Annotated in this window: 24 protein-coding genes; 8 read left to right on the top strand and 16 right to left on the bottom strand. The window is 61.9% G+C overall.

Annotated features, from left to right (window positions below; genetic code table 11):
• Positions 1-10: 10 nt before the first annotated feature.
• The 3 genes from der to ACR1XV_RS02445 are packed head-to-tail and all read right to left on the bottom strand — an operon-like array spanning position 11 to position 3,560.
• Positions 11-1,474 (bottom strand): ribosome biogenesis GTPase Der, encoded by a 1,464-nt coding sequence (gene der, locus ACR1XV_RS02455; RefSeq protein ID WP_480528699.1) that lies wholly within the window; start codon positions 1,472-1,474, stop codon positions 11-13.
• A gap of 49 nt (positions 1,475-1,523) precedes the next feature.
• A complete protein-coding gene (locus ACR1XV_RS02450) occupies positions 1,524-2,846 on the bottom strand; it encodes a PQQ-like beta-propeller repeat protein (protein WP_480528698.1) in 1,323 nt (440 codons plus the stop codon).
• A 42-nt stretch (positions 2,847-2,888) separates the two neighbouring features.
• Positions 2,889-3,560 carry a hypothetical protein gene (locus ACR1XV_RS02445; RefSeq protein WP_480528697.1) on the bottom strand — a complete coding sequence of 224 codons (672 nt, stop codon included), beginning with the start codon at positions 3,558-3,560 and terminating at the stop codon, positions 2,889-2,891.
• 225 nt (positions 3,561-3,785) lie between these two features.
• Between ACR1XV_RS02445 and ACR1XV_RS02440 the strand changes: the two genes are divergently transcribed.
• Entirely contained in the window at positions 3,786-5,015 is a 1,230-nt protein-coding gene (locus ACR1XV_RS02440; RefSeq protein ID WP_480528696.1) for an efflux RND transporter periplasmic adaptor subunit, read from the top strand.
• Entirely contained in the window at positions 5,012-8,776 is a 3,765-nt protein-coding gene (locus ACR1XV_RS02435) for an efflux RND transporter permease subunit (RefSeq protein ID WP_480528695.1), read from the top strand. The genes ACR1XV_RS02440 and ACR1XV_RS02435 overlap by 4 nt, the downstream gene beginning before the upstream one ends.
• A gap of 33 nt (positions 8,777-8,809) precedes the next feature.
• On the opposite strand, the gene ACR1XV_RS02430 is transcribed toward ACR1XV_RS02435, so the two are convergent.
• The 3 genes from ACR1XV_RS02430 to ACR1XV_RS02420 are packed head-to-tail and all read right to left on the bottom strand — an operon-like array spanning position 8,810 to position 12,497.
• A complete protein-coding gene (locus tag ACR1XV_RS02430; protein WP_480528694.1) occupies positions 8,810-9,202 on the bottom strand; it encodes a DUF2147 domain-containing protein in 393 nt (130 codons plus the stop codon).
• A gap of 52 nt (positions 9,203-9,254) precedes the next feature.
• Positions 9,255-11,066 carry an ABCB family ABC transporter ATP-binding protein/permease gene (locus ACR1XV_RS02425; protein WP_480528693.1) on the bottom strand — a complete coding sequence of 604 codons (1,812 nt, stop codon included), beginning with the start codon at positions 11,064-11,066 and terminating at the stop codon, positions 9,255-9,257.
• 57 nt (positions 11,067-11,123) lie between these two features.
• The gene (locus ACR1XV_RS02420; RefSeq protein WP_480528692.1) at positions 11,124-12,497 is read right to left on the bottom strand and encodes a LysM peptidoglycan-binding domain-containing protein; all 1,374 of its coding nucleotides are present in this window, start codon (positions 12,495-12,497) and stop codon (positions 11,124-11,126) included.
• Between the two features lie 126 nt (positions 12,498-12,623).
• Between ACR1XV_RS02420 and ACR1XV_RS02415 the strand changes: the two genes are divergently transcribed.
• Complete coding sequence (locus tag ACR1XV_RS02415; protein WP_480528691.1) at positions 12,624-13,175, top strand: LOG family protein; 552 nt, start codon at positions 12,624-12,626, stop codon at positions 13,173-13,175.
• 17 nt (positions 13,176-13,192) lie between these two features.
• Here the strand turns inward: ACR1XV_RS02415 and ACR1XV_RS02410 are convergent, their stop codons facing one another.
• Both ACR1XV_RS02410 and ACR1XV_RS02405 read right to left on the bottom strand, forming a co-directional pair.
• Entirely contained in the window at positions 13,193-13,678 is a 486-nt protein-coding gene (locus tag ACR1XV_RS02410; protein WP_480528690.1) for a hypothetical protein, read from the bottom strand.
• A 159-nt stretch (positions 13,679-13,837) separates the two neighbouring features.
• A complete protein-coding gene (locus ACR1XV_RS02405; protein WP_480528689.1) occupies positions 13,838-14,290 on the bottom strand; it encodes a host attachment family protein in 453 nt (150 codons plus the stop codon).
• A gap of 332 nt (positions 14,291-14,622) precedes the next feature.
• Between ACR1XV_RS02405 and ACR1XV_RS02400 the strand changes: the two genes are divergently transcribed.
• Positions 14,623-15,270 (top strand): glutathione S-transferase family protein, encoded by a 648-nt coding sequence (locus ACR1XV_RS02400; RefSeq protein WP_480528687.1) that lies wholly within the window; start codon positions 14,623-14,625, stop codon positions 15,268-15,270.
• Positions 15,271-15,449: 179 nt separating this feature from the next.
• On the opposite strand, the gene ACR1XV_RS02395 is transcribed toward ACR1XV_RS02400, so the two are convergent.
• On the bottom strand, positions 15,450-16,049 hold the full coding sequence (locus ACR1XV_RS02395; RefSeq protein WP_480528686.1) for a superoxide dismutase: 600 nt from the start codon (positions 16,047-16,049) through the stop codon (positions 15,450-15,452).
• Between the two features lie 101 nt (positions 16,050-16,150).
• Between ACR1XV_RS02395 and ACR1XV_RS02390 the strand changes: the two genes are divergently transcribed.
• Positions 16,151-16,918 (top strand): FkbM family methyltransferase, encoded by a 768-nt coding sequence (locus ACR1XV_RS02390; protein WP_480528684.1) that lies wholly within the window; start codon positions 16,151-16,153, stop codon positions 16,916-16,918.
• 107 nt (positions 16,919-17,025) lie between these two features.
• On the opposite strand, the gene ACR1XV_RS02385 is transcribed toward ACR1XV_RS02390, so the two are convergent.
• The 4 genes from ACR1XV_RS02385 to ACR1XV_RS02370 form a co-directional block, all read right to left on the bottom strand.
• Positions 17,026-17,592: a sarcosine oxidase subunit gamma gene (locus ACR1XV_RS02385; RefSeq protein ID WP_480528683.1), complete on the bottom strand. Its 567-nt coding sequence runs from the start codon at positions 17,590-17,592 to the stop codon at positions 17,026-17,028.
• Positions 17,585-20,614 (bottom strand): sarcosine oxidase subunit alpha family protein, encoded by a 3,030-nt coding sequence (locus ACR1XV_RS02380; RefSeq protein ID WP_480528682.1) that lies wholly within the window; start codon positions 20,612-20,614, stop codon positions 17,585-17,587. The genes ACR1XV_RS02385 and ACR1XV_RS02380 overlap by 8 nt, the downstream gene beginning before the upstream one ends.
• Positions 20,615-20,681: 67 nt before the next feature.
• Positions 20,682-21,011 carry a sarcosine oxidase subunit delta gene (locus ACR1XV_RS02375; protein ID WP_480528681.1) on the bottom strand — a complete coding sequence of 110 codons (330 nt, stop codon included), beginning with the start codon at positions 21,009-21,011 and terminating at the stop codon, positions 20,682-20,684.
• 84 nt (positions 21,012-21,095) lie between these two features.
• Entirely contained in the window at positions 21,096-22,340 is a 1,245-nt protein-coding gene (locus ACR1XV_RS02370; RefSeq protein ID WP_480528680.1) for a sarcosine oxidase subunit beta family protein, read from the bottom strand.
• Positions 22,341-22,516: 176 nt separating this feature from the next.
• Between ACR1XV_RS02370 and ccmI the strand changes: the two genes are divergently transcribed.
• From ccmI to ACR1XV_RS02355, 3 genes are read left to right on the top strand one after another with little or no spacing between them, the layout of a single operon-like run.
• Positions 22,517-23,755 (top strand): c-type cytochrome biogenesis protein CcmI, encoded by a 1,239-nt coding sequence (gene ccmI / locus ACR1XV_RS02365; protein WP_480528678.1) that lies wholly within the window; start codon positions 22,517-22,519, stop codon positions 23,753-23,755.
• Entirely contained in the window at positions 23,752-24,216 is a 465-nt protein-coding gene (ruvX, locus tag ACR1XV_RS02360) for a Holliday junction resolvase RuvX (RefSeq protein WP_480528677.1), read from the top strand. Before ccmI ends, ruvX begins: the two co-directional genes overlap by 4 nt.
• 17 nt (positions 24,217-24,233) lie before the next feature.
• The gene (locus tag ACR1XV_RS02355; protein ID WP_480528676.1) at positions 24,234-24,467 is read left to right on the top strand and encodes a DUF1289 domain-containing protein; all 234 of its coding nucleotides are present in this window, start codon (positions 24,234-24,236) and stop codon (positions 24,465-24,467) included.
• Here the strand turns inward: ACR1XV_RS02355 and ACR1XV_RS02350 are convergent.
• The 3 genes from ACR1XV_RS02350 to ACR1XV_RS02340 are packed head-to-tail and all read right to left on the bottom strand — an operon-like array spanning position 24,464 to position 26,369.
• Complete coding sequence (locus tag ACR1XV_RS02350; RefSeq protein WP_480528675.1) at positions 24,464-24,811, bottom strand: YybH family protein; 348 nt, start codon at positions 24,809-24,811, stop codon at positions 24,464-24,466. The two genes, ACR1XV_RS02355 and ACR1XV_RS02350, sit on opposite strands and share 4 nt — an antisense overlap.
• 7 nt (positions 24,812-24,818) lie before the next feature.
• Positions 24,819-25,547 carry a SpoIIAA family protein gene (locus ACR1XV_RS02345; RefSeq protein WP_480528674.1) on the bottom strand — a complete coding sequence of 243 codons (729 nt, stop codon included), beginning with the start codon at positions 25,545-25,547 and terminating at the stop codon, positions 24,819-24,821.
• A gap of 36 nt (positions 25,548-25,583) precedes the next feature.
• Positions 25,584-26,369, bottom strand: a complete 786-nt coding sequence (locus ACR1XV_RS02340) for a hypothetical protein (RefSeq protein WP_480528673.1) — start codon at positions 26,367-26,369, stop codon at positions 25,584-25,586.
• Between the last annotated feature and the right edge of the window lie 7 nt (positions 26,370-26,376).

The raw sequence follows: 26,376 nt of genomic DNA, 5'->3' as shown, positions 1-26,376 counted from the left end.
ATTAGCGCAGTTACGCGCGTCCCTTGAGATGTTTGGCCAAGGCACCGGCGTTTTTCTTGCGCCGCCCTTTATAGGGGTTCTTGTCGCCCTGCCCACGCAACGTCAGCCGGATCGGGGTGCCCGGCATGTCAAAATCCTCACGCAGACCATTGACCAGATAGCGGTTATAGCTCTCGGGCATCTTGTCGGGATGCGAGCACATCACCACGAATCCCGGCGGGCGGGTCTTGGCTTGGGTCATATAACGCAGCTTGATCCGGCGGCCCTGTGGTGCGGGCGGCGGGTGCTGTTCCAGCATGGCCGTCAGCCAGCGGTTCAACGCCGCCGTCGGCACACGGCGGTTCCAGACGTCATGGGCGCGCAGGATCGCGGCGCGCAGACGTTCCAAACCCCGGCCTGTCTTCGCCGAAACGGTGATCAGCGGAGCGCCGCGTAATTGCGGCAGCAGCCGTTCAAAGGACTCTTTCAGATCGCGCAGCTTTTCCTGTTTGTTGTCCTCGACGTCCCACTTGTTCACGGCGACCACGACGGCGCGGCCCTCACGCTCGGCCAGATCGGCGATGCGCAGGTCCTGTTGTTCAAACGGAATCGCAGCATCCAGCAGGACCACCACAACCTCGGCAAATTTCACCGCGCGCAGACCATCCGAGACCGAGAGTTTTTCCAGCTTCTCCTGCACCTTGGCCTTTTTGCGCATCCCGGCGGTATCAAAGATCCGCATCGGAGTGCTGTCGCCATCGGGATCAGCCCAATCGATGCGCAGGCTGATCGCATCGCGGGTGATCCCGGCCTCAGGCCCGGTCAGCAGGCGATCTTCGCCCATGATCTTGTTGATCAGCGTGGATTTCCCTGCGTTCGGACGACCCACCACAGCGACCTGCAAGGGCTTGGCGGCGGTTATCAGAGGCGCTTCGCCCTCGCCATCCTCATCCAGTTCAATATCTGTTTGTGGGGTGTCATCGACGGCCTGCTCTTCAGCCGCATCCGCCAAAGGCATCAATTGCGCATAGAGGTCCGTCATCCCCTCGCCATGCTCACCCGACAAGCGCACGGGTTCACCAAGGCCCAGATTATAGGCTTCAAGCACACCCGCATCCGCCGCGTTGCCCTCGGCCTTGTTGGCGGCCAAAATCACATGCTTCGAGCGTTTCCGCAGAATTTCGGCGAACATCTCATCGGTCGGCGTCAGCCCAACCCGCGCGTCGATCATGAACAGGCAGACATCGGCCATATCCACCGCCCGCTCGGTCAGACGGCGCATCCGGCCCTGCAAACTGTCATCGGTTGCGTCCTCAAGACCCGCCGTGTCGATCACGGTAAAACGCAGATCGCCCAGACGCCCTTCGCCTTCGCGCAGGTCGCGCGTCACACCGGGCTGGTCGTCGACCAGGGCCAGGCGTTTGCCCACAAGGCGGTTGAACAGGGTGGATTTGCCCACATTCGGGCGCCCCACGATGGCGAGGGTCAGCGACATGATACCAATCTTTCAAGACTCAAGATGCGCCCTTTAACGCATCTTTTCGTCAACGGAAAGCGTGCAGTTCACCCTTGGTGGACACGACATACAGCGTCTGCCCCGCCACGACCGGGGCCGTGGTCGCGCCACCGGGCACTTCGACCTGATGCACCAGCGCCCCGTCCACGGGGTTGAAGAACCGCAGGAAGCCGTCATTTGAGGCCACAACCGCCCGCCCCCCGGCCATGATCGGGCCGTAATGGGCAAAGATCGGGCCACGGCGACCCGGCTTGTCTTTCACAAAGCCCGGCAGGTCGATCGCCCAGACGATCGCGCCATCTGCCGCGTTCAACCGCACCAGCTGGCTGCGGTCGCTGATCAGGAAAATGCTGTTCCCGGCAGGCCACACGGTATCCACCGCCCCTTCGGGGGCTGTCCAGTTGCGCTCTCCCGTTCCTGCGTTGAAAGACACCGTCCGGCCCGAGTGGTTGCCGATCAGGATTGCATCGCCCGACACCATCGGCCCCGCCGTGACATCCACGATCTGCGCGGCGGCGCGCCCCCGGCGCCCGCCCGCGGCCGAGGCGTTCCAGCGGCGGATGCCGCCCTGCCGGAATGCGGCGGCGACATCGCCTGATCCAAAGGCAAAAACAGCCAGATCCGAGGCGATGACCGGCGCTGGCGCGCCCAGAACGTTGCCGACGCTGGGCGTGCCTTCAAGCTGCCATGCGATACGTCCGTCCTTGATGTTCACGGCCCATCCGGTCTCGTCCCCGGCGACCAGATACAGCAATCCGCCACTGACCAGAGGCGCGCCGCTGCCCGTCGCGTTCAGACGTTTCTGCCATCGCTGCGCTCCGGTCTTTGCATCGATCGCCGTCAGGCGGCCAAACCCGGACGAGACGTAAAGCACCCCGTCGGCATAGGCGAGGCCCCCGCCGGTGGCGTCGCCCTCTTTCTCGTTGGACGGAATCAGGTTCGTCGTCCACGCGACCTGCCCCTGCGGTGTCACCGCCGAGACATTGGCACCAGAATCGAGCGTATAGATCAGCCCGCCACCCACGACCGGATCGGCGGTGATCCGCTGCTTGCGGCTGTCGCCGCTGCCGATATTCGTCGACCAAATTCGCTGCGGCGTCTTGCCAAGGGCGGCATTGGTGGTGCGAAAGGCCGGCGTGCCGGGGCTTTGCGACCAGCTTGCATTCCGGCTTTGCGCCGGCAGGCTGATGGGCTTGGCACCGCGCGTCTCGACGGTTTCATTGTCGATGGCGGCGCGGATGTCCTCGCGCTCGCCGGGCAGAATGACCTCAGGTTCCCGACAGGCGCTCAGGGTGGTCAGGGCAATCGCCGCAACGGGCAAAGCAAAGCGTGAGAAATAACGTGCTACCATGATCTTACGAACTCGCCTGTGAAATTCCGTTTTGCCGCCGGGTCAACCTTGTTGTGCCGCGACGGGCTCGGGCTCACCGCCCAGCGCCACGATCAGCTGCGCGGCCCGCTGCTGGATATCAAGGCTGGCCTCGGCGTCCTGACGCAGCGCCTGCAACCGGTCCAGCGCGGCTTGCGTGTCACCTTCGGCCACGTCGATCAGGGCCAGTTGCTCTTGGGCCAGCAGGCGCAGCGGCGCGCCAGGGATGGCCAGCGCCTCGAACTGTTGGCGGCGGTCGGCTGCGGGCAGCGTATCGGTCTGCAGCAACAGCGCCTTAAAGCTTGCGATGGCTCGATAGATCTCGGGCAGCTCACCCTGCGTGGCGATGGCGTTCAGGCTGTTGATGGCGTCCTGCTCGGATCCGGCTTCGACCTGTGCGGCCGACAGCAGCATGTTCAGCACCGCATCGCCGCCCACGGATTGCGCGTCAACCCCCTGCAGGCTGGCGGCGCGTTCGGCAGACCCGTTTTCGGCCAGCGCGGTTAGAATCGCATCGCCCAGCGCCTCGGCCTGACCGGTGTCGCGCGCCTTGCGGTATTCGTTGAACGCCGCCCCGCCGACGATGGCAATGACAGCTACAACACCAACCCAGCCCCAGCGGCGCAAAAGCAGGTACATGCGGTCGCGGCGCACCTCTTCGGTGACCTCATCAATAAAACTGTCGGCGTCGCTCATCCCTGCCCCCGGGCTCGTGTGTCGAATTCTCTGGCGCCATGTCTTACCCCGCCACCGGGGCCAAGCCAAGTGCCCGAATCCACACATTTGGCCGGATGCACCGGGGTCTTGCGTAAAAAAGTGAACCGAACTATTCAGTTTAGTATGGACAAGGCCTGAACCCGGCCCCATTTCAAGGCAACACGCCACAGCCGGGTGGGCGATCAGATCTGGAGAACGCATCGAATGCGATTGATTTCATTCGTCAACGCCATTTTGGTCATCATTGCGTTGTATTTTCTTGTATTCGAACGCGACGCGTTGTTCGCCTTCGCCGGTCGCGGCGAGGATCAGACAGAAACGGCAGCGCAGACAGCCGAAGCCGAAACCGAACAGGTCGCCGAGGCGGTGGGCGTGGTCGCCCTGCGCTCAACCGCGCGCGAGATCGGAAGTGCGGTGCAACTGCGCGGCCAGACCAAAGCCAACCGTCAGGTCGAAGTGCTGGCCGAGACGACCTCGACCGTGCTGTCCGAGCCGAAACGCAAAGGTGCCTTTGTCGAGGCCGGAGACCTTCTGTGCGAACTTGATCCCGGCACCCGCCCCGCCAGCCTGGCCGAAGCGATGGCAGGCAAGCTCGAGGCTGAAAGCCGCGTACCCGAGGCCGAGGCCCGCCTGGCCGAGTCGCATGCCCGTCTGGCCGAGGCCGAGATCAACCTGAAAGCGGCGCGCAAGCTGTCGGAAACCGGGTTCGGTTCGGAAACCCGCCGGATTTCCAGCGAGGCCGAGATGAGCACCGCGCAGGCCGGGATCAAATCCGCCGAGGCCGGGCTTGAGGCCACGCAAGCGGGCATCGAAGCTGCCACCGCCGAGGTCGCTGCCGCCCGCCGCGAAATGGACCGTCTGACCATTGAGGCCCCCTTCAAGGGCCTTCTGGAAAGCGATACCGCCGAGCTGGGCAGCCTGATGCAGCCCGGATCGCTGTGTGCCACGGTGATCCAGCTTGACCCGATCAAACTTGTGGGCTTTGTCCCCGAGACCGAGGTGAACCGCGTGGTTGTCGGCTCGACCGCGTCGGCGCAACTGGCGACCGGTTTGCAGGTCGAAGGCCGCGTGACCTTCCTCAGCCGGTCGGCGGATGAAACCACCCGCACCTTCGAGGTCGAGATCACCGTGCCCAATCCCGAGCTGCTGATCCGCGACGGCCAGACCGCGACGATCCAGATCGCTGCCGAAGGCGTCAAGGCGCATCTGCTGCCGCAATCGGCGCTGACCCTGAACAACGAAGGGCAGCTGGGTGTCCGCACCATCGCCGCAGGCAATGTGGTGGATTTCATGCCGGTACAGCTGCTGCGCGACACCTCGGACGGTGTCTGGATCGGCGGGCTGCCCGAAACCACTGACATCATCGTGGTCGGGCAGGAGTTTGTCACGCGCGGCGTCGCCGTCGCGCCCACATATCGGGACGCCTTGCAATGACCGGCATCGTCAGTTGGGCCGCCGACCGCGCCCGCATGGTCCTGGCGTTCATCGCCATCTCGCTGGTGATCGGCGGGTTCGCCTATGTCGGCCTGCCGAAAGAGGGCGAGCCGGATATCGAAATCCCGGCGCTGTTCGTGTCGGTCTCGTTCCCCGGCATCTCGGCCGAGGATTCCGAGAACCTGCTGATCAAGCCAATGGAGACCGAACTGGCGGATCTGGATGGTCTGAAAGAGATGACCTCGACCGCCGCCGAGAACTATGCCGGTATCGCGCTCGAGTTCGATTTCGGCTGGGACAAGACTGCCATCATGGCCGATGTGCGCGACGCGATGAACAGCGCGCAGGCCGAATTCCCCGAAGGGGCCGAGCAATACGCCCTGCACGAGATCAATTTCTCGGAATTCCCCATCGTCATCGTCAACCTCTCGGGCGCGGTGCCCGAACGGACCATGGCGCGCATCGCCAAGGACCTGCAGGACGAGCTTGAGGCGCTGGATTCGGTGCTGGAGGCCGGGATCGCTGGCAACCGGGACGAGATGCTCGAGGTGGTGATCGACCCGCTGCGGCTTGAGGCGTATAACGTCACCGCCGCCGAGCTGATCAGCGTGGTTCAGAACAACAATCAGCTGATCGCCGCAGGTGAGGTGGAAACCGCACAGGGCACGTTCTCGGTCAAGATTCCGTCGTCGTTCAAGACGGCGCAGGATGTCTATGGCCTGCCGATCAAGGTCAATGGCGACCGCGTGGTGACATTGGGCGAGCTGGCGCAGATCAACTATACCTTTGAAGACCGCGAAGGCACCGCCCGCTTTGACGGAGAGCCGACCGTGGCGCTGCAGGTGGTCAAGCGCAAGGGGTTCAACCTGATCGACACGGTCGCGCAGGTCAAGGAAACCATCGCCGCGGCACAGGCCAAATGGCCGCCCGAGTTGCAGGCCGCCGTCGATCTGGGCACCTCGAACGACCAGAGCCGCATCGTGGGGTCCATGGTCAGCCAGCTTGAGGGCTCGGTGCTGACGGCGATTGCGCTGGTGATGATCGTGGTGCTGGCCTCGCTGGGTACGCGCGCGGCGCTGCTGGTGGGTTTTGCGATTCCCACGTCATTCCTGCTGTGTTTTGCCTTCCTGGCGGTGATGGGCGTCAGCATCTCGAACATCGTGATGTTTGGTCTGATCCTCGCGGTGGGGATGCTGGTCGATGGGGCCATCGTGGTGGTTGAATATGCCGACAAGCGCATCAAGGAAGGCGTTGGCCCGATGCATGCCTATGTCGAGGCGGCGCAGCGGATGTTCTGGCCCATTGTCTCGTCAACCGCGACAACGCTGTGTGCCTTCTTGCCGATGCTGTTCTGGCCCGGCATTCCCGGCGAATTCATGGGGATGCTGCCGGTCACGCTGATCTTCGTCCTGTCGGCCTCGCTGATCGTGGCGCTGATCTACCTGCCCGTTATGGGCGGTGTCTCGGGCCGGATGAGCCGGACATTCGACCGCAGCTCGACCTGGCTGCGGGCGCGGACGCCGTGGTGGCTGCGCGCGCTGATGGTGCCACCATCGCTCTATATGATCTTCCTTGGGGCGATGCAGGTGCTGAACCCCGACTACCTGCTGCCCGGAGGTGCCCTTGCCGGGGCGCTGCTGTTCCTGTTCGGCGCCTTTGCCGGGTCGGTCACGCTCAGCGCCGCGCGGATTGAGCGCGCGCCCGATGATCACGTGCACACGGCCAGGGAACACACGCGTTTCGGCTATGTCATCCGCTTCCTTGTCGGCAATCCGATCATGCCTGTCGTGTCGATCCTTCTGGTCGGTTTCGCGGTTTTCAGCGTCATGTCCGCCTACGGCCAGAATAATCGCGGCGTCGAGTTCTTTGTCGAGAGCGAACCCGAACAGGCCACCGCCTATGTCCGGGCGCGCGGCAACCTGTCCCTGGTCGAAAAGGACAGGATGGTTCAGGAGGCCGAACAGGTCATCAGCGCCCATCCGGCGGTGATCAACGTGTTCTCGTTTGCGGGCGAAGGCGGGTTGAACCAGAATAACGGTGGCGCGACCGCCCCGGCAGATACCGTGGGGCGCGTACAGTTCGAAATCATCCCATGGGAAGATCGCCCCAATGTCTCGGAACCGATACTGGGTGGCCTGTTTGACCGGCAGATCATCGCGCCGGATTATGACGGTGACTATGTTTTGGACGAACTGAACGCGCAACTGGCTGAAATTCCCGGTTTCGTGGTCGAGATTCTGCCGCTGGAACAGGGCCCTGCCTCGGCCAAACCTGTGCATTTGCGCATCAAGGGCGAAGGTTGGGAAGAACTGAACGCCGCCGCCCTGACCGCGCGCGAGACGTTCGAGAGCACCCCGGGCCTGATCAAGATCGAGGACACCCTTCCCCTGCCCGGCATCGACTGGCAGATCGATGTGGATGTCGCCAAGGCGGGCCGTTTCGGGGCCGATGTGGCGACCGTGGGCGCAATGGTGCAGCTTGTCACCCGCGGCATCCTGCTGGGTGAGATGCGCCCCGACACCACCGATGAAGAGATCGAAATCCGCGTACGCCTGCCCGAGCAGGACCGCGTTCTGTCGACACTCGATACGCTTAAGGTCCGCACGCCGGACGGGCTGGTGCCGCTGTCGAACTTTGTGACCCGCAAGCCCGTGGCCAAGCTGGCCGAGATCAACCGGGTGGATCAGCAACGGTATTACGACGTGAAGGCCGATGTCGAACCCGGTCTCAGCAAGGTCGTCATCGACGGACCGGACGGGGCCGAGCAACGGCTGGCCGTGGTCCGCCCGGTGCGTGAAGAGACCGCGCCGACCGGTACGGTCCTCAGCACTCCTGAAGGGACCGAGTTCGAGCTGGTGCAACTAACCGGTGCGGACAGCGTTGGCGACCTGCGCGCCGCGATTGACAATGGCGACGCCCGGTTTTCGTTGATCAATCCCAATGAACGGATTGCGGTCCTGACCGAATGGCTGCAGACCGACCCGTTCGGAAGAACCATCGCATGGGAATGGACCGGCGATCAGGAGGATCAGGCTGAAAGCCAGGCTTTCCTGTCCAGCGCATTCCTCGCGGCTTTGGGGCTGATGTTCGTGATCCTGCTGGCGCAGTTCAACTCGTTCTACAACTCGGTGCTGGTGCTGCTGGCGGTTGTGCTGTCGACCACCGGGGTTCTGATCGGGATGATGGTGATGCAACAGCCCTTCTCGATCATCATGACCGGGACGGGCATTGTGGCGCTGGCGGGGATCGTGGTGAACAACAACATTGTTCTGATCGACACCTATCAGGAATACAGCCGCTACATGCCCCGGATCGAGGCCATCGTCCGCACCGCCGAGGCGCGTATCCGCCCCGTTCTACTGACCACGCTGACCACCATGGCGGGCCTGACTCCGATGATGTTCGGCCTGTCGCTGGATTTCATCAATGGCGGCTATTCCATCGACAGCCCCACCGCGCTGTGGTGGAAGCAGCTGGCGACGGCGGTGGTGTTCGGTCTGGGCATCGCCACGGTGCTGACGCTGATCGTGACGCCCTCGTTCCTGGCGCTGCGGGTCTGGGTGACGACCTACCTTGTCTGGGGTGGAAGGGCGCTGGCGCGGGCCACGCAAGGACGATCCAGCAAGATCGCGCAGGACATGGCGATTGACCAAAGCGCGCGCGACATGCAGTCGACCGAGATTGTCTGGAACGACGGCACATCCGAGGCCAAGCAGGACCCCGATCACCCGCCGGGGCCACCGCTTAAAGCCGCCGAATAGCAGGATCAGGGCCGGTCGTTCCGGCCCTTTTTCTTAGCCCTTCAACCGCGACCACGTCTGATGCGCGCAGACCAGATGCTCGCATCCTTTGACCTTCAGACTGTCCCCCTGCAACGTCATCTGCGGCACCGCATCCACGTCGATCAGGGGTACCCAGAACTCTCCGCCGCCGTATTTACCGCCGCCTTCGCTGGCCACATCCCAGAACAGCTTCTTGCCGATATTCGGCGTCTGTACCTCTTTGCCCGATGGATCATAGGCCGACATGATCTGGCCGCAGAACTTATCGCCGCAGGCCGTGATCTTGATGTGAGAGGTCAGGTTCTTGCGATCCGGTTCGGTCTTCCAGATCCCTTCAATCGGGTCCGCCGCAGCCAAGGCGGGGGCAAAAAGCAAGGCTGCGACAAGGGGCAATCGTCTGTGCATCTGAAATCCTCCGACTATCAATGCCCCATCATAGCATACCGGGCGCGCCGGATCAGGCGGCCTGCGCGTCCGATTGCTGACGGCTCCACAGCTGGGCATAGCGGCCTTCGCGCGCCAGCAGCTCGTCATGGGTGCCCTGCTCGATGATCTCACCGCTTTCCAGAACCACGATCCGGTCGGCCTCGGCGATGGTGCTGAGGCGGTGGGCGATGGTGATCACCGTACGGCCCTCACCCGCGCGGGCCAGCGCATCCTTGATGTCCTGTTCAGTGTCCGTGTCCAGTGCCGAGGTCGCCTCGTCCAGCAGCAGGATCGGCGGGTTCTTGAGCAGCGTGCGCGCGATGCCCACGCGCTGCTTTTCACCGCCCGAGAGTTTCAGACCGCGTTCGCCGACCTTGGTGTCATATCCCTCGGGGAGGCTGGCAATGAAGTCATGGATCTGGGCGGCGCGCGCGGCGGCCTCGACATCCTGCTGCGTGGCCCCTTCGCGGCCATAGGCAATGTTGTAGCGGATCGTGTCGTTGAACAGCACCGTGTCCTGCGGCACCACGCCAATGGAGGCGTGCAGGCTGGTCTGGCTGACATCGCGCACGTCCTGCCCGTCGATTTTCAACGCGCCACCGGTGACATCATAGAACCGGAACAACAGCCGCCCGATGGTGGACTTGCCCGATCCGGTCGCCCCGACGATGGCTACGGTCTGCCCCGCAGGAACAGTCAGCGACACGCCCTTGAGGATTTCGCGATCCGCGTCATAGCCAAAGTGTACATTGTCCAGCGTGACCTCGCCCCCGCTGACCTTCAGGTTCGGTGCACAGGGTTTGTCGGTGACCTCGGCAGGCTGTTCAAGCAGGTCGAACATCTGCCCCATATCCACCAGCGATTGGCGAATTTCGCGATAGACCGTGCCCAGAAAGTTCAACGGCACGGTGATCTGGATCATGTAGGCGTTGACCATCACGAAATCACCGACGGTCAGCTGCCCCTGCTGTACCCCGATGGCGGCCAGAACCATTACGCCGATCAGGCCGCAGGTGATCAGGAAGGACTGACCAAAGTTCAGGAAGGCCAGCGAGTACGCCGTCTTGAGCGCGGCCTTGGCATAGGCTTTCATCGACACGTCATAGCGTTCAGCTTCGCGGGTTTCAGCATTGAAATACTTGACGGTTTCGAAATTCAGCAGGCTGTCAATGGCACGCTGATTGGCCTCGGTGTCCTGATCGTTCATCTCGCGACGCAGCTTCACGCGCCACTCGGTCACGGCGAAGGTGAACCAGATGTACAGCGCGATGGTCGCGGCCACGACCACCAGATACCAGACATCGAACAACCACATCAGGATGATCGCGACCAGCAGCAGTTCCAGTATCAGCGGCCCGATGGAAAACAGCAGGAAGCGCAGCAAAAATTCGACACCTTTGACGCCGCGCTCGATGATCCGGCTCAGCCCGCCGGTGCGCCGGGTGACGTGGTAGCGCATCGAAAGCTGGTGGATATGCTGAAACGTCTCAAGCGCCAGCGCCCGCAGCGCGCGCTGCCCCACAGGCGCGAAAAACGCGTCGCGCAATTGCTGAAAGCCCACGGTCATCATCCGGGCCACGCCATAGGCCACGGTTAACCCAATCGCGCCCAGCGCCAGCGGTGGCACGCCTTCGCCCGCCAGGCCGTCGACTGCTCCCTTATACAGGATCGGCGTATAGACCGCGATCAGCTTGGCCACCACCAGCATCACCAGCGCCAACACGACGCGGCGTTTCACCCATGGCTCATCATCGGGCCACAGGTAAGGCGCGGCCTTGCGGATCGTGCGCCAGCCTGAGCGATGTTCGTCAGTGTCCACTTGCAGGGCTGAGGATCGTCTCATCACGTACCTTAACTGCGGTCAGAGAATACGCCCGGCCCGTAGGGCCGAAGCGTTGTGTTATTCAGGAATGGTGAAAATCTGCCCCGGGAAAATCAGGTCAGGATCGCGAATGGATTCCCGATTGGCCTCGAACAGCCGAACGTAAAGGATGCCATCCCCAAACCGTTCCCGAGAGATCGCCCAGAGCGTATCGCCCTGCTGCACGGTCACCGACCGGATCGGCGGCGTTTCGGTCGGGGTGTCGCCCAGCCCGGCGTCTTCGGCGGCGCGCAGAACCTCGACCGGTTCGCGTTTGAACGGGGTTTCAAGCCGGCTGACCACAGTGCCATCCGGCGCGACCTCATCCACGCGCAGAGTATAGACGCCGGGATCGATGCCCTCGACCTCGCCCCGCCACTGGCCATCCGCAGCGGGCGGCAGGTCGGCGATCAGACGATTGTTCAGATAAAGGCGCACAGCCGACCCATCCTGCGCCCGCCCGGTCAGTTGCACATCGCCAGTGTCCGAATAGCCGATCGTATCCAGAGCGATCTGCTTGGGCGGCACATCCCTAACGGTTGGAGGTTGAACCAGTTCCACGCCCTGCTCACCCGACCGCAGGATCGCAACCTGCTGGTCCTGCTCTGCTTGGGGCGTTTCCGCCTCGGGCTCGGATGTCGGGGCGGTCTGTTCCGTCTCCTGCGGCTCGGCGCTGGCGACGTCAGTCGCATCCGCCGTCTCAGTAGCGGGGGTCTCAGGTTCCGGCGTCGCTTGGCCCGCGGCTGTTTCTGACGCGGGAAGCTCGGGCTCTGACGTTTCTTCCAGCGCGGCGGTCTCCACAGTCGGTTCTTCGGGTTCGGGCGCGGCTTCGGTTGCGACGACATCCTCGTCCGGGCCGTCCTCCGCCTGGGCGGATGGCTCAGGTTCTGGCGGTTTCGGTAACGCCGCGATCAGGTAGTCGTCCGACCGCGTGGTTTCGCCTTCACCCTGCGTCTCCAACACCAATCCACGCGCGGCATCGGCAAAGGGGATCGTCACGAACTCGGCAAACTGACCGCTGTCATCGACGGTGAACCTGTGCACGGACTCTCCGTCCAGCAGCACGTTGACCTCGGACCCCGGCTCGGCATTGCCAGAGAGCAGCGCATTGCCATCGGCCTCGACGAAAATCTGATCAAGAACCGGGGCCTGCGCTGCGGGGGCTTCGACCTCCTCGTTTTCGGCCTCGGCGGTCTCGGTCGGTGTTTCTTCCACTGGGGTCGCCTCGGGCTCCAGTGTAGCCTCGGAGGGTGACGCCTCGGTGGTCACAACCTCGTCTGGTGCGGTCGGCTCGGGCGTTCCGCCAAAGAACCCCGACAGGTACAACCCGCCTGCAGCCGCTACTGCGACGATCCCGGCAACCAGCCCCCAGATGAAGGTGCCCGAGCTTCCGCTTCCCGAATTGGCGTTCATTCTTTTCCTTTCACTCCGCCCGGTAAATGCCTTGACAGACACGTATTCCACCAAGCGGTTGAGCCAACCTATCAATCCCGCTATCAGGGGTCAAAACCCCGAACACAAGAGCAGAGAGACCGACTTATGCCCCAGAAATCCGTCTGTGTGTATTGCGGGTCACGCAATGGTGCAACCGCTGCCTATGCCGAGGCCGCCCGATCCTTTGGCACCCTGCTGGCCCATGAAGGCTGGCGGCTGGTCTATGGCGCAGGAGATGTGGGCCTGATGGGCGAAGTCGCCCGCGCCGCCCAGGCCGCCGGAGGAGACACGTTCGGCGTTATCCCCGTGCACCTGCTGCAGCGCGAGGTGGGCAAGACCGACCTGACGCGTTTTGTGGTGACCGAGACGATGCACGAGCGCAAGAAGGTCATGATCATGAACGCCGACGCGGTGATCGTGCTGCCCGGCGGCCCCGGCTCGCTGGACGAGCTGTTCGAGGCGCTCACATGGCGGCAGTTGGGCCTGCATGACAAGCCCATTCTGGTGCTGAATGTGGATGGGTATTGGGACGGGCTGCGCGCATTGCTGGATCAGGTGATCGATCAGGGTTTTGCCGATGCGTCGCTGGCCGAATTCGTCACATGGGTAGATACACCGCAAGGCGCGATGGAAAAGCTGCGCGCGTTTCTAAATTAACGCGCGCAATCAATTTCCTAGCCGCCGATGTCACCCCAATTTCCAGTCATCAGGCAATAAGACGTCCCATCGATGCAGATGTCGTCAATGATCAGAGAGACATTCTGCAATTGCGACACTTCGGGGCCTGCAAGCTGCTTGATCGAAAAGCTGAGCTGCTCACCTGTCTGTTTCGGGCCGCTCAACTCAAGCACCAGCCCCACTTCTTCGCCATCCACGACGCCGGACAAAGCGGCGTTGGGCGGGTCAGAGGCCAGATCGTTCGCGCCTTTCGACCAGTTTTCCAGCATAGACGCGACCGGCAGCGTCTTGGTGTCGCGATAGGGACGGTCAGCGAAGGCAATCACCGAGCCATCGATGCCGTCCAAGGTCAGCACGCCATCGGCAATCTGAGCCGAATCCGCAAGTTCAACGATCAGAAAGCTTTCGTGGGTTGTGCTGTCGGCCCATGTGGCCCCTGCGGCCACAACGCTCAGCACCGCTGCGGTTAGCGCTGTCTTCATTTTCTGCAATCCTCCACTGCGAAACGGTCGCCGCGTTGGTGCGGCGACCTTATGATTGAAAAGCCTGTCAGGAACAAACGCCTCAGTTGAGGGGAAATTACATTACCCCACGTCAATTTTCCATGAAGCGCTCATTAAATCCGCAATTTCACAGCGATGTCACGCCGGGCGGGCCAGCCGATTCCTGAGCAATTTCTCGACCTTGTGAATCGGATGGTTGGTCAGCGTTTTGTCGACTTCCGCCACAACCTTGGCCAGCACCTCGCTGTGCAAACGACGGCGCAGCAGGCCCAGAACATGCGGGCTGGCGACCAGGACCAGCCTGTCATAGGCCCCCTTCAACCCTTTCCGGTTCAACAGGTTCGCCACATCCTGCACGAACAGAGATCTGGCGTGGGTCTTCCAGTTATCCTCTTCCACAGCAGATTTCTGGTTCGGCCCCGTATCGGTCCTGCGCCCTGCCCGATCGGTGGGCTTGGCCGGGGCGGCCTCCAACTCCTCGACGGATACGACAACCAGATTGGGGTCCTGTGCGTCCGTGATGTTCTCCATCACCAGAGCCTTTTCCCCGTCGGCGATGATAACCCAAGTTCCCTGTTCAAGTGCGGCCATTACGGTCTCCTGCAAAGATTGACGTGGATTTCCCCGTCCCTCGGGCACACTTTCCTTCCGACGCGACCGAGGTGTTTCGGCGCGCTGAAGGGTCTGTTTTCAATTGGTTGGCGGCTCTCTCCCTCCGCATACTATAGCTAGGGGTTGCGGGGGCCGGTACAATAGGTCCGCGACCGAAAGTTGACGTTCCGGCAGGTTTTCACCGGCGGGGACGGTTTGGGCAGCGAGGCGCGCAATTAGATCGGGTTACCCTATCCTCGTTCAGATACAAGGATTGGAGTGTCACCCGAAATGGGCTTCTTTCCAGCGGCTAAAATCCATATCCTTCGGGCATGGCAAATTCTGTCCTGCTTCGTGGGTATAAATACAGCGTTTATAACTGGATCGCGCGTGTTGCGCTTCACGAAAAAGGCGTTTCGTATGAAACGATCGAGGTTGATCCATTTGCCGAAAGTACCTCAGAAAACGATCTGGGGCATCACCCCTTCGGACGAGTACCCGTCCTGAGCCACGGTGCTTTCGAAATCTTTGAGACAGCCGCCATCGTCCGATATATCGATTCCGCCTTTGACGGTCCGATACTGACGCCAGCAGAAGCCCGGGCACACGCCCGCGCGACGCAAGTTGTTTCCATAATCGACAGCTACGGCTATCAGCCGTTGGTCAGAAAGGTCTTTACTAATCCGGTTTTTCGCCCAGCACTGGGCGAAACCGGGGACGAAGCCGAGGTCATCGAAGGTTTGGCCGGTTCGGTCCAGGTATTGGCCGCGCTGAATACCATAGCGTCAGAAGGGCTTGTCCTTGACGGCCAAAGCTTCACAATCGCGGATTGTCACCTTGCACCGATGCTTGCTTACTTCGTTCAAGCGCCCGAAGGATCTGACGCCCTACGCCATTATCCAACTCTCGCAAACTGGTGGTCGCACGTATCCCGGCGATACAGCCTGACTGAGACCTATCCCGGACGTCCCGAGAGCTAACTCAGCGCATACGCAAGAGCTTTGGAAAGCTTAGGACAGCACTGCTCGATTTCACGGCAGGCCTGCCAATGGCCCCAAAGGTCTGCCCCCAGAGCAGACCAAGTTGATAGCCTTCAAGAATATAAAAAGGCCTGCCAGCATCGCTGCCGACAGGCCCTTGATACCCCGTTCGGGTAAAATCACATCCGCGAGGCAACGTTTTCCCAGTTCACCAGATTGTCGAGAAAGTTCGACAGGTAAGCCGGGCGCTTGTTGCGGAAATCGATGTAGTAGGAATGCTCCCAGACATCACAGCCCAGCAAGGCGGTCTGACCAAAGCACAGCGGGTTCACACCGTTCTCGGTCTTGGTCACGGCCAGCGAGCCATCAGCATTCTTGACCAGCCAAGCCCAGCCCGAGCCGAACTGACCAGCACCAGCCGCGCTGAACTGCGATTTGAATTCGTCAACCGAGCCGAAGCTTTCGGTCAGAGCCTTCTCCAGTTCGCCCGGCATCCCCGCATCACCGGGGCCCATCATCTCCCAGAACTGATTGTGGTTCCACAACTGGCTGATGTTGTTGAAGATACCGTTCTGCGCGACAGCACCGGCGTCATAGGTGCCGGTGATGATCTCTTCCAGCGACTTGCCATCCCACTCGGTCCCGGCGATCAGCTTGTTGCCGTTGTCGACATAGGCCTTGTGGTGCAGATCGTGGTGATATTCCAGCGTTTCTGCGGACATGCCCTTGGCTGCCAGCGCGTCATGTGCATAAGGAAGATCAGGAAGTTCAAAAGCCATCTCGGCCCCCTGTTGAAAATGATTGTTGTGGTTCCAAAGGTTAAATGCTTTGGCAACGGCCATAGGTCAAGGGCAGAGACAAGAAAACCCGGAGGTCCGCGATGCTGACGCAGGCGCGCAAGATGTTTTACCGCGCCCGCGGATATTATGCGGGCTCTTTGAACAAAGAGCCCTTTCGCCTCGATCCCTACCATTCGAAATTCTGGCGCAAGGCCTCGGCAGGCGATTGGGAACCCGAGACCTTCGCTGTGCTCGACCAGTACCTTTCGCCCGAGAAAGACTATCTGGACATCGGCGCCTGGATCGGACCCACCGTCCTCTACGCCGCACGCCGCGCCCGCCATGTCTGGTGCTTTGAACCCGATCCTGTGGCCTACCGCCATCTGGTATGGAACCTCGAACTCAACAACATCCGCAATGTCTCCGCCTTCAGCATCGCCTTATCGGACGGTTTTGGCGTTACCCGAATGGCCTCTGCCCACGGCGAAGCAGGCGATTCCACCTCATCGTTACTCAATGACGGCAACCACGGCACCGACGCCCTGACCATAGGCTGGGATCAATTCGCAGCATCGGTCGATCTATCCGACGTGTCTCTGGTAAAAATGGACATCGAAGGGGCCGAATACGCGGTTCTGCCTTCGCTGGTCCCCTGGTTGCAAAAGGCAGGCCCTGCCCTCTTTCTTTCAACGCACGCGCCATATCTCGAGGCGGGAAACCGGGAAACCGCAATGGAGGAACTCGCGAACGAACTCGCCTTCTACCCCCGGTGCCGAGACCCGTTCACAGGTGAAACCGGAAGAAAAGCCCTGACCGGTCAACGCGCCCTCACCCAATTCCCTACATTCCTGTTCAGCGCGAACGCCTAAAACCCACCGCACCTGATCCAAACTTCATCTGGCTAAAAATATCCTGGGGGTGAGGCCGCAGGCCGAGGGGGCAACGCCCCCTCTCCCAGTTTTCCTTAAGCACACGCTTAGTAGTAACCGACTTCACTACCCGGCTGTGCCGCAGCCTTCAAAAGCTTGAAGACATAGTCGGCGGCCGAGCGGAAGCAGACCACCCGAAAGCTATCGGCGTCGTCCATCCAGAACGCACCCGCTACCTGCGCCAGACGCGACCGGCGAATCTGCCCCGGTTGAAACGCGTCCGCCGACAACTCGACCGGGGCAACCTTTCCAAGCACCTCCCGGGCGCTGCCACCCGAGACACGGAACACCGCACGCGCGTCCGACACATTCACGGCCAGCGCATGCGTACCGCTCAGCGCGTTGACCATTGCTGCCAGTTTCTCATTCACCTCGGCATAAGGCACCAGCACCAGTAACTCGTCCGAGGACATCCAGCAGACGCCGGTATCGCCGTTGACCAAAGCCTCGCGCTGGCCGGGCACTTTCTGCCCGGTGGCGTCCTTGACCGCCTTGGCCAGCACCCTGTCCGACAGATCGCCGCGCAGGGTGATCATGCCCTGCAGGCCGCATTCCTCGACCTTGGCGATGCCCTCATAGCTGGCGTGGTTCAGTGCGCTGATGGGTTCAGACATTCTGCTTCTCCCCGTCCTTGTCGTAGAAGATCGGGTCCACGATCTTGGCTTTGTAGGTTTTGCCGTCCGTGCCGGGGAATTCGACAATCTCGCCCATCCGGTCCGGCCCGTGCTTGATCAGGCCCATGGCGATGCCCTTGCCCAGATTGGCCGAGTAATAGGTCGAGGTCACACGCCCGATCATGTTGCGCTGACCGTTGGCATTGACACCCTCGCCCACCGCATAGGCCCCGTCGGGGATGACAGAACCATCCACAGTCTCAAGACCCACCAGTTTCCAGCGGTCCGGATCGGCCATGTGCGTGCGCGTATGGGCGCGTTTGCCAAGGTAGTCCTCTTTCTTTTTCGACAGCGCCCAGTGCAGCCCCAGATCCTGCGGGATCACGGTGCCGTCGGTCTCGTCGCCGATCATGATAAAGCCCTTCTCGGCCCGCAGGATGTGCAGACATTCGGTGCCGTAAGGCATCACGCCGAACTCTTTGCCTGCGTCCATCAGAGCGTCCCAGAACGCCTGACCCTGCGAGGCCGGGACGGCGATCTCGTAAGACAGCTCACCCGAGAACGAGATGCGATAGGCGCGCGCATCGAACTCACCGATCTTGCCGTCACGCCATTCCATGAATGGCAGCGCCTCTTTCGACAGGTCCATGCCGCCGCCTGCTTGGGCGTTCAGCTTGTCCAGCACCTTGCGCGCATTCGGACCCACGACAGCGACCTGAGCATATTGCTCGGTCACGTTGGCGACATAGACTTTCCAGTCCCACCATTCGGTTTGCAGCCATTCTTCCATGTGGCCGTGGATACGCTCGGCCCCGCCGGTGGTGGTGTGGCACAGCCACGTGTCGTCATCGATACGAGCGACAACGCCGTCATCAATCAGGAAGCCGTTTTCCGAACACATCAGGCCATAGCGGCATTTGCCAACTTTCAGCGTGGACATCATGTTGGTGTACAGCATGTCCAGGAATTTGCCCGCATCCGGGCCCTTGACGATCAGCTTACCCAGCGTCGAGGCGTCCAGCAGGCCGAGGTTCTCGCGGGTGTTCTTCACCTCACGGTTCACCGCGTCGTGCACGGATTCACCGGCTCGGACATAAGCATAAGTCCGGCGCCAGTGACCGACCGGCTCCCAATCAGCGCCGTTCTTGTCGTGCCAGTTGTGCATCGGAGTCTGCCGGATCGGTTGGAACACCTCACCGCGCGCCTCGCCGCCAATCGCACCCATCGAGATGGGGGTATAAGGCGGGCGGAACGTGGTGGTGCCGACCTTCGGAATCTCCGAATCCAAGGCATCAGCCAAGATCGCCAAACCATTGATATTACTTAACTTACCCTGATCAGTCGCCATACCCAGCGTGGTATAGCGCTTTGTGTGCTCAACGCTTTCATACCCTTCGCGGGCAGCCAATTGCACGTCGGACACTTTGACGTCGTTCTGGAAATCCAGCCAGGATTTCATCCGCAACTGAACGTCGGCATCGGCGGGCATCAGCCAGACGGCCTCCATCGGGGCCTCATCCGTCGTTTCGCCCACCGGGGCCTTCGCAGTCTTGGGCTTGAAGCCCGCCGCCTTGGCCGCAGCCTTGCCCGCTGCATGTGCATCGGTCAGGACTTGGCCCAGCGCCAACGGGCCGTTCGAAGACCCTGCCGCCAGAACAAACCCTTCACCATTGGCCCCCAACGGAGGACGCGAGGCATCGGGGCGGAAATGGGCGTTCGTTTCATCCCAGATCAGCTTGCCGCCGCAATGGGACCACATATGGACGACCGGAGACCAGCCACCCGACATGGCGACCGCATCGCATTCGACCTCTTCCCGCGCGCCGCCGATGCCGTCTTGGTTACACAGTTCGACCTTCTTGACCCGCTTGCCGCCTTTGACCTTGGCAATCGCCTTGCCCGGATCGACGCGGATGCCCAACTGGCGCGCCTCTTCCGCCAGCGGACCAGCAGCGGCCCTCGCGTCAATAACGCGTAAAACATCCACACCCGCCTGTTTCAGGATAATCGCGGTGCGATAGGCGTCGTCGTTATTGGTGGCGACAATGACCCGTTCCCCGGGCGTCACGCCCCAGTTCACGACATAGTCCCGCATGGCCGAGGCCAGCATCACGCCAGGCACATCATTGCCCGCAAAGGACAACGGCCGCTCAATAGCGCCCGTTGCGGTAACGACCTGTTTCGCCCGGATGCGCCACAGACGGTGACGGGGTCCTTGCACACCCGGAGTATGGTCCGTCAGACGCTCGTAACCCAGCACGTAACCGTGGTCATAGACACCCGCGCCCATGCAGCGATTGCGCATGGTCACGTTGCTCATTGTTTCGAGTTCGGAAACTAATTGTTCCACGAACTTATCCACAGGTTCATCGTTGACCGTGCCACCATCAACCGGCGCACGACCGCCCCAATGCGCGGCCTGCTCGATCAGCAGCACTTTGGCCCCCGACTGAGCCGCCGTTTTGGCCGCCTGCAGACCCGCCACTCCGCCACCGATGATCAGAACATCGGTGAAGGCATAGAAGTGTTCATACGTGTCGGCATCCTTCGTCTCTTTGTCAGGCGCTTTGCCCAGACCCGCCGATTGCCGGATGAACGGCTCATAGACGTGTTTCCAGAACGGTTTGGGGTGAATGAACGTCTTGTAATAGAACCCGGCAGGCAGGAACCGTGCGAAGGCGGTGTTCACGGCGCCGATATCGTGTTCAAGGCTCGGCCAGTGGTTCTGCGAGATCGAGGTCAGGCCGTCGAACAGCTCGGTCGTGGTGGCGCGCTGGTTAGGCTCGAACCGGGCACCCTGCCCCAAACCGACCAACGCGTTGGGTTCCTCTGCGCCGCTGGCAACCACGCCGCGTGGGCGGTGGTATTTGAACGAGCGGCCCATCATCATCTGATCATTGGCCAGCAGCGCCGAGGCGAGCGTATCGCCCGCATAGCCCTGCATCGAGGTGCCATTAAAGATGAACGTGACCTGTTTCGACCGATCGATCAGGCGGCCTTGTTTCGCGAGGCGGGTGCTCATGGTGCGGACCTTTCGCATGTGGAGGCGCAGGGGCCTCCGGCGGGAGTATTTTTGAAAAGGTGAAACATCAGGAGAATTCTCTCCACGTCCAGCCCGGGCGCTTGGCAGAGATGGCATCCTTAATCTCTTGCGGCGGCTCGGTGGTTTGCGCCGAATAGGTGCCAAAGATTTCCAGCGTTTGTGTGCAGCGCGCCGCGTGGAACCACTTGCCGCAGCCATTGGCGTGGCGCCAGCGTTCGAAATGCACGCCTTTGGGGTTTTCGCGCATGAACAGGTAATCGTGGAAGTCATCATCCGACGAGCCGGGGCCATAGCGCTTCAGATGCGCCTCGCCACCGGCGGCCAGTTCGGTTTCTTCGGCATCGACGCCGCAATAGGGGCAATTCAGGATCAGCATATGGTCATCCTTTCGGCAGGCGCGACGGGGCGGCCCGCAAAATTACGTAGAAGGCGCGCGAGATTTTTCGACGAAAAATCTTCATCAGTGCGCCACCCCGGCGGCGACGCTTTCATCGATGAAGCGGCCTTCTTTGAAACGGTCCAGCGTAAAGGCCTCGGTCAGCGGCGAATGGCCCGTGGCCATCAGTTGCGCCATACCCCAGCCCGAACCCGGAATGGCCTTGAAACCGCCGGTCCCCCAGCCCGCATTGATGAAGCACCCGCCCAGAGGCGTTTTCGACAGGATCGGAGACCGGTCGCCGGTCATATCCACGATCCCGCCCCACTGGCGCAGCATCTTCAGGCGCGAGATCATCGGGAAGGTCTCGACCAGCGCCCGCACGGTTTCCTCGATATGATGGAACGATCCGCGCTGGGTGTAGTTGTTGAACCCGTCGGTACCGCCCCCGATCACCATCTCACCCTTGTCGGACTGAGACATATAACCATGCACGGTGTTGGCCATCACAACCACGTCCATGCAGGGCTTGATCGGCTCAGACACCAGCGCCTGCAGCGCAACGGCCTCCAGCGGCAATCGGAAGCCCGCCATCTCGGCCAGCTGGCCCGAGTGGCCCGCAACGACGATGCCCAGCTTGTCACAGTCGATGGCACCTTTGGTGGTGTCGACGCCGATGACACGGCCATTTTCGGACCGCACGCCGGTAACTTCGCATTGCTGGATGATGTCCATCCCCATCGCCGAACAGGCGCGGGCATAGCCCCACGCCACCGCATCATGACGCGCGGTGCCGCCGCGTTCTTGCCAAAGGCCACCCAGAACCGGATAGCGCGGACCTTCGAGATTGATAATTGGAACCAGCTCTTTGACGCGCTCGGGGCCGATCCACTCGGTCTTCACGCCCTGCAGCGCGTTGGCGTGTGCCGTACGCTGATAGCCGCGAATCTCATGCTGGGTCTGCGCCAGCATGATCACACCGCGGGGGCTGAACATGATGTTATAGTTCAGGTCCTGGCTCAGGTCCTCATAGAGGCCCCGCGCCTTCTCATACAGCGCCGCCGACGGATCCTGCAGATAGTTCGACCGGATGATCGTGGTGTTCCGTCCGGTGTTACCACCGCCCAGCCAGCCTTTCTCGATCACGGCGACATTCTGGATGCCATAGTTCTTGCCAAGGTAATACGCAGTCGCCAGACCATGCCCGCCCGCACCAACAATGATGACATCATAGCGTTTCTTGGGCTGGGGCGAACGCCATGCGCGTTCCCATCCGGTGTGATAGCGCAGCGCCTCGCGGGCCACAGCAAAGGCAGAATAGTGTCTCATGAGCGAATCCATTCGGTTCCGTGATTGGGCGCAGATATGCCGTGCGGCGCCATTTTACCCGTGCCAAGCAACGCCGCAATAATGCACTATTGCGACATGAACGTCATTCGCGGCCATTTGTCCCTTTTTTCGCGCCGCCGACAGGTCTAAGTCAGGGCAGTCATTTCGGAGGCACCATGACGTTCTGGGTTCTGATCTTTCTCATTGCGCTGCTGATCGTGGTGTTTCTGGGGTATTCCATGCTGCGCGGGCGCCGTGGCGGCGAACCAGCAGCAGCCTATGACCTGCGCGTCTACCGCGAACAGCTGGCCAGCGTCGACCGCGATCTGGCCCGTGGCGTAATTGCCGAGGCCGACGCCGAACGGGTACGCACCGAAATCTCTCGTCGCATTCTGGCGGCTGATGCGCAGATCAGGGGCGAGACCAAGGGGGCGGGTCCCTCGCGCGTCGTATCAGCGGTGGCGCTACTGATAATGGCAGCGCTGCTGATCGGTGGAGGTATGTGGATGTACCGCCAGATGGGCGCGGCGGGATTTCCCGATATGCCGCTGACCGCCCGCATCGAGATGGCCGATGAGCTACGCGAAAACCGCCCCAGCCAGGCCGACGCCGAGGACATGGCCACCCCGTTCGAGCCCCCCGCGCTGGAAGAAAGCTATGCCACTCTGCTGGCCCGCCTGCGTGAAACCGTAGCTGAACGTCCCGATGACCTTCAGGGGCATCTTCTGCTGGCACAGCATGAAACCAATGCGGGGAACTTCAAGGCGGGTTATCAGGCGCAGACGCGCTTGATCGAACTGTCGGACGGCAACGCCCCAGCCGAAGCGTATTACGATTTGGCCGAGATGATGATCCTGGCCGCGGGTGGCTACGTGTCACCCGAGGCCGAGGACGCCTTGCGGCAGGCGCTGGACCGCGATCCCACGCTGGGGCCCGCGCGCTATTACTGGGGGCAGATGCTGGCGCAGACCGGGCGGCCTGACATGGCCTATCGCGTCTGGGTGGACACGCTGCGCGACGCCCCTGCCGGTGCGCCCTGGGCCGAGGCCATTCGCGGGCAGATCGACGAACTGGCCTTTCGCGCGGGCGTATTCAACGCCCCCGACCTGAGCGCAGTCCCCGGCCCGAGCGCGACCCCCGGCCCCAGCCAACAGGACATGGAGGCCGCCGCTGCACTGACCCCCGAAGAACGGCAAGAGATGATCCGCGGCATGGTCGATCAGTTGTCCGACCGGCTGGCGACCGAGGGCGGTTCACCTGAGGAGTGGGGACGACTGATCGCGGCCCTCGGCGTGCTGGGCGACGCCGACCGGGCCGTCGCCATCCGGGACGAAGCACAGGCCGTCTTTGCCGGAAACGATGCCGCGCTTTCAGTGATCGCTGCAGCGGCCGCGCAGGCCGGCATCGCGCAATGATCTTTGATGCATTCGAAGATTTCGCCGCAGCGCTGACCCCGATGCGGGCTCTGATGGGGCTTGATCTGGGTGAGAAGACCATCGGTGTGGCGGTCTCGGACCGGATGCGTGGGGTTGCCAGCCCGCTGGAAACGGTGCGGCGCAAGAAATTCACGCTGGATTCAGCCCGCCTGATCGAGATCGTGACCGAGCGTGAGATCGGCGGAATCGTTCTGGGCCTGCCCCGGAACATGGACGGCAGCGAAGGCCCGCGGTGCCAGTCCACGCGCGCTTTTGCCCGTAATCTGTCACGCTTGACGGATATCCCCATCGGGTTCTGGGACGAACGGCTGAGTACCGTGGCCGCCGAAAAGGCGCTGCTGGAGGCGGATACGACACGAAAACGTCGCGGACAGGTTATTGATCACGTCGCCGCAGGTTATATCCTGCAAGGAGCGCTGGACAGGTTGCGCTTTCTGTGACGGATCGGGAAACGCCAATGACGAACATGGTTTGGAAACGGGATGAGGTCGAAAGCCCTTGTATCCAGATTTGCGTCGTCCACCCGAGCGAACGCATCTGTACAGGCTGCTACCGCACCATCGACGAAATCTCGCGCTGGTCCAAAATGCACAGTGCCGAGCGGGCCGAAATCATGCAGGCCCTGCCGGATCGCAAACCCCAGCTGGCCAAACGCCGCGGCGGACGGGCCGCACGGATGAACCGCGACTAACGCGCGTTCAGACTGCACATTTCAATAAGCCAGCTGCCATCAGCCTGCTGTCTGCAGATATTCAGCGACATGCCTGCATCATCGCCCTCCGAGTAGTGCGCAAGACACCACGCCATATCGCCGGACTGCCCGGCGTCGACGACTTCCAACTGCTTGTCTTCGCCACCTTCAGCGACCCATTCTTCGTGCAGCGCAGCGATAGCCTGCCGCCCATGCGCCGAGCCATAGGGGGAAAACAGCCGGGCATCTTCGGCAAACACCGAAGCACATCCTTTTGCGTCTCCGTCACGATAGGCTATCAGATAGGTCTTATAGAACGCGTTGAGTTCCTCTCTGATCGACATGGCCGTCTCACCCCGCCGCCAGCCAGGTCTTGGCGTTTTCGTACTCGGCAGCCGGGAAATACTGCGTGCGCGTCCCCAGAACGTGGCTGGCCATGCGCTGTGCCATCTTCTGCCAGTTCTTGTCCCCTACAATCGCCGCCCGGTCCAACAAACCGATATGACCCGCCGCCAGCCGGAAATGCGCCCCCATCGCCGTGAGGCCCTGCCAACCGTCAAACTCACGCAGATCAATCAACAGGCGAAACCCGTCGCGGTCTTGCAGCAGCGCGTCCAGATCCGTTTGCGCCTGCTGGTACTCATTCGAATCGAGCTTGCCCATCAGGCTGATCTGAATGCAGGGGCCACCCAGATCGGTCACATGAATCGCGCCCAGAGATTCCCGCATCCAGCGGCGGGCGGTTTCCAGTTCGGCCATCTCAAATACCTGCACCGGACAGGGCAGGATCGGCGCGGCCAGACGGATGCTGGTCTGCACCCAGCCCTGATCCGCCACAACACCGATCCGGTCGAAGCCGCGCCAATGGCTCAGCCCCAACTTGGTGTCCGACCACGCAGCCCCCAGATCATACCCCTTGAAATCGGCATCCACGATGGCCAGCAGGCGCACCGAGTCATGTTCTTCCAAGGCAGCCTCGATCGCGGGTACAAGCGTCGTCGCGTAATCGGCGCTTGTAACCTGCCCCGACAGTTCCACTTCAATCAAAGCGCCATCGGAATTTGTGCGAACCGTAATCATTGAACCAACTCTCCAAAGCCAAACAATGGCAGAAGGTTACGGAGATTCGATCCATTGCGCCACACCGCCGGGCAGCTCGGGGCGGAAATAAGCGATCATTCGGCCGTCCGGCCCCGCGCTGGCCTCAGCCCCCCAAGGTGCGACCCCGTGCAGACAGTGGCGATGCAGCAGATAGGCCTCGCCCGGACGCGCTGGAAGTTCGATCCGGGGGCAGGTCTCAAAGGCCTCGCGGCGCGCGGTCTGGTAGATATCGGTGATATCGGTGCTGGCCAGTTCTTCGGGCGGCAGGTCCTGAAGCGCCTTGCGGAACGCGGCCCCCAATATCCTGTGGCTGCCGTCCCACACCACCATCGGCGATGCGTCCGCGCTGGCCGTAGTCAGCGGGATGCCCAGTATCCAGGCATGAGGTTCATCGACCCGCCGCCGCCGATCAGGCCCCGCAGGCTTGAGGCCGTCCACATGGGCGGCGTCGCGGTTGGCCCGATACCGCGCAGCCGCTGCGCTTTCGCCGCGCCGCGGCTGCGGGTAGCCGGGATAAATCACCGAGACCTGCCCTTTGTGCAAATCAATCGGACCGAACTGCCGCCGGGCAAATTCGACGGCCGTCCCCGGCAAGACAGACGACCCGCCGACCCTGCCCTCTGCGTCGTTGTTCAGTGCATCGACACCGATGAACCAAGTGCCCGCGCAATCGTGCCACTCCGAATGGGCCGGATCCGAAACCGAGGCCCGGGCGGCGGGCATTATCTGATCTACCCATCGCGCCAACGCAGCGTCATGAGGAAATTTGATCCACCCCCGGGTCTGATAGGCCCCGGTCATTCTGGTC

The organism is Ruegeria sp. AD2(2025) (genome assembly GCF_056542385.1).
The sequence above is the reverse complement of the archived record's forward strand: the minus strand, read 5'-3'. Positions and strand labels throughout refer to the sequence as shown.

Excerpts from the sequence above, each read along its gene's own strand:
- der (WP_480528699.1), bottom strand. The coding sequence starts at position 1,474 with ATGTCGCTGACCCTCGCCATCGTGGGGCGCCCGAATGTGGGCAAATCC.
- ACR1XV_RS02450 (WP_480528698.1), bottom strand. The coding sequence starts at position 2,846 with ATGGTAGCACGTTATTTCTCACGCTTTGCTTTGCCCGTTGCGGCGATT.
- ACR1XV_RS02445 (WP_480528697.1), bottom strand. The coding sequence starts at position 3,560 with ATGAGCGACGCCGACAGTTTTATTGATGAGGTCACCGAAGAGGTGCGC.
- ACR1XV_RS02440 (WP_480528696.1), top strand. The coding sequence starts at position 3,786 with ATGCGATTGATTTCATTCGTCAACGCCATTTTGGTCATCATTGCGTTG.
- ACR1XV_RS02435 (WP_480528695.1), top strand. The coding sequence starts at position 5,012 with ATGACCGGCATCGTCAGTTGGGCCGCCGACCGCGCCCGCATGGTCCTG.
- ACR1XV_RS02430 (WP_480528694.1), bottom strand. The coding sequence starts at position 9,202 with ATGCACAGACGATTGCCCCTTGTCGCAGCCTTGCTTTTTGCCCCCGCC.
- ACR1XV_RS02425 (WP_480528693.1), bottom strand. The coding sequence starts at position 11,066 with ATGAGACGATCCTCAGCCCTGCAAGTGGACACTGACGAACATCGCTCA.
- ACR1XV_RS02420 (WP_480528692.1), bottom strand. The coding sequence starts at position 12,497 with ATGAACGCCAATTCGGGAAGCGGAAGCTCGGGCACCTTCATCTGGGGG.
- ACR1XV_RS02415 (WP_480528691.1), top strand. The coding sequence starts at position 12,624 with ATGCCCCAGAAATCCGTCTGTGTGTATTGCGGGTCACGCAATGGTGCA.
- ACR1XV_RS02410 (WP_480528690.1), bottom strand. The coding sequence starts at position 13,678 with ATGAAGACAGCGCTAACCGCAGCGGTGCTGAGCGTTGTGGCCGCAGGG.
- ACR1XV_RS02405 (WP_480528689.1), bottom strand. The coding sequence starts at position 14,290 with ATGGCCGCACTTGAACAGGGAACTTGGGTTATCATCGCCGACGGGGAA.
- ACR1XV_RS02400 (WP_480528687.1), top strand. The coding sequence starts at position 14,623 with ATGGCAAATTCTGTCCTGCTTCGTGGGTATAAATACAGCGTTTATAAC.
- ACR1XV_RS02395 (WP_480528686.1), bottom strand. The coding sequence starts at position 16,049 with ATGGCTTTTGAACTTCCTGATCTTCCTTATGCACATGACGCGCTGGCA.
- ACR1XV_RS02390 (WP_480528684.1), top strand. The coding sequence starts at position 16,151 with ATGCTGACGCAGGCGCGCAAGATGTTTTACCGCGCCCGCGGATATTAT.
- ACR1XV_RS02385 (WP_480528683.1), bottom strand. The coding sequence starts at position 17,592 with ATGTCTGAACCCATCAGCGCACTGAACCACGCCAGCTATGAGGGCATC.
- ACR1XV_RS02380 (WP_480528682.1), bottom strand. The coding sequence starts at position 20,614 with ATGAGCACCCGCCTCGCGAAACAAGGCCGCCTGATCGATCGGTCGAAA.
- ACR1XV_RS02375 (WP_480528681.1), bottom strand. The coding sequence starts at position 21,011 with ATGCTGATCCTGAATTGCCCCTATTGCGGCGTCGATGCCGAAGAAACC.
- ACR1XV_RS02370 (WP_480528680.1), bottom strand. The coding sequence starts at position 22,340 with ATGAGACACTATTCTGCCTTTGCTGTGGCCCGCGAGGCGCTGCGCTAT.
- ccmI (WP_480528678.1), top strand. The coding sequence starts at position 22,517 with ATGACGTTCTGGGTTCTGATCTTTCTCATTGCGCTGCTGATCGTGGTG.
- ruvX (WP_480528677.1), top strand. The coding sequence starts at position 23,752 with ATGATCTTTGATGCATTCGAAGATTTCGCCGCAGCGCTGACCCCGATG.
- ACR1XV_RS02355 (WP_480528676.1), top strand. The coding sequence starts at position 24,234 with ATGACGAACATGGTTTGGAAACGGGATGAGGTCGAAAGCCCTTGTATC.
- ACR1XV_RS02350 (WP_480528675.1), bottom strand. The coding sequence starts at position 24,811 with ATGTCGATCAGAGAGGAACTCAACGCGTTCTATAAGACCTATCTGATA.
- ACR1XV_RS02345 (WP_480528674.1), bottom strand. The coding sequence starts at position 25,547 with ATGATTACGGTTCGCACAAATTCCGATGGCGCTTTGATTGAAGTGGAA.
- ACR1XV_RS02340 (WP_480528673.1), bottom strand. The coding sequence starts at position 26,369 with ATGACCGGGGCCTATCAGACCCGGGGGTGGATCAAATTTCCTCATGAC.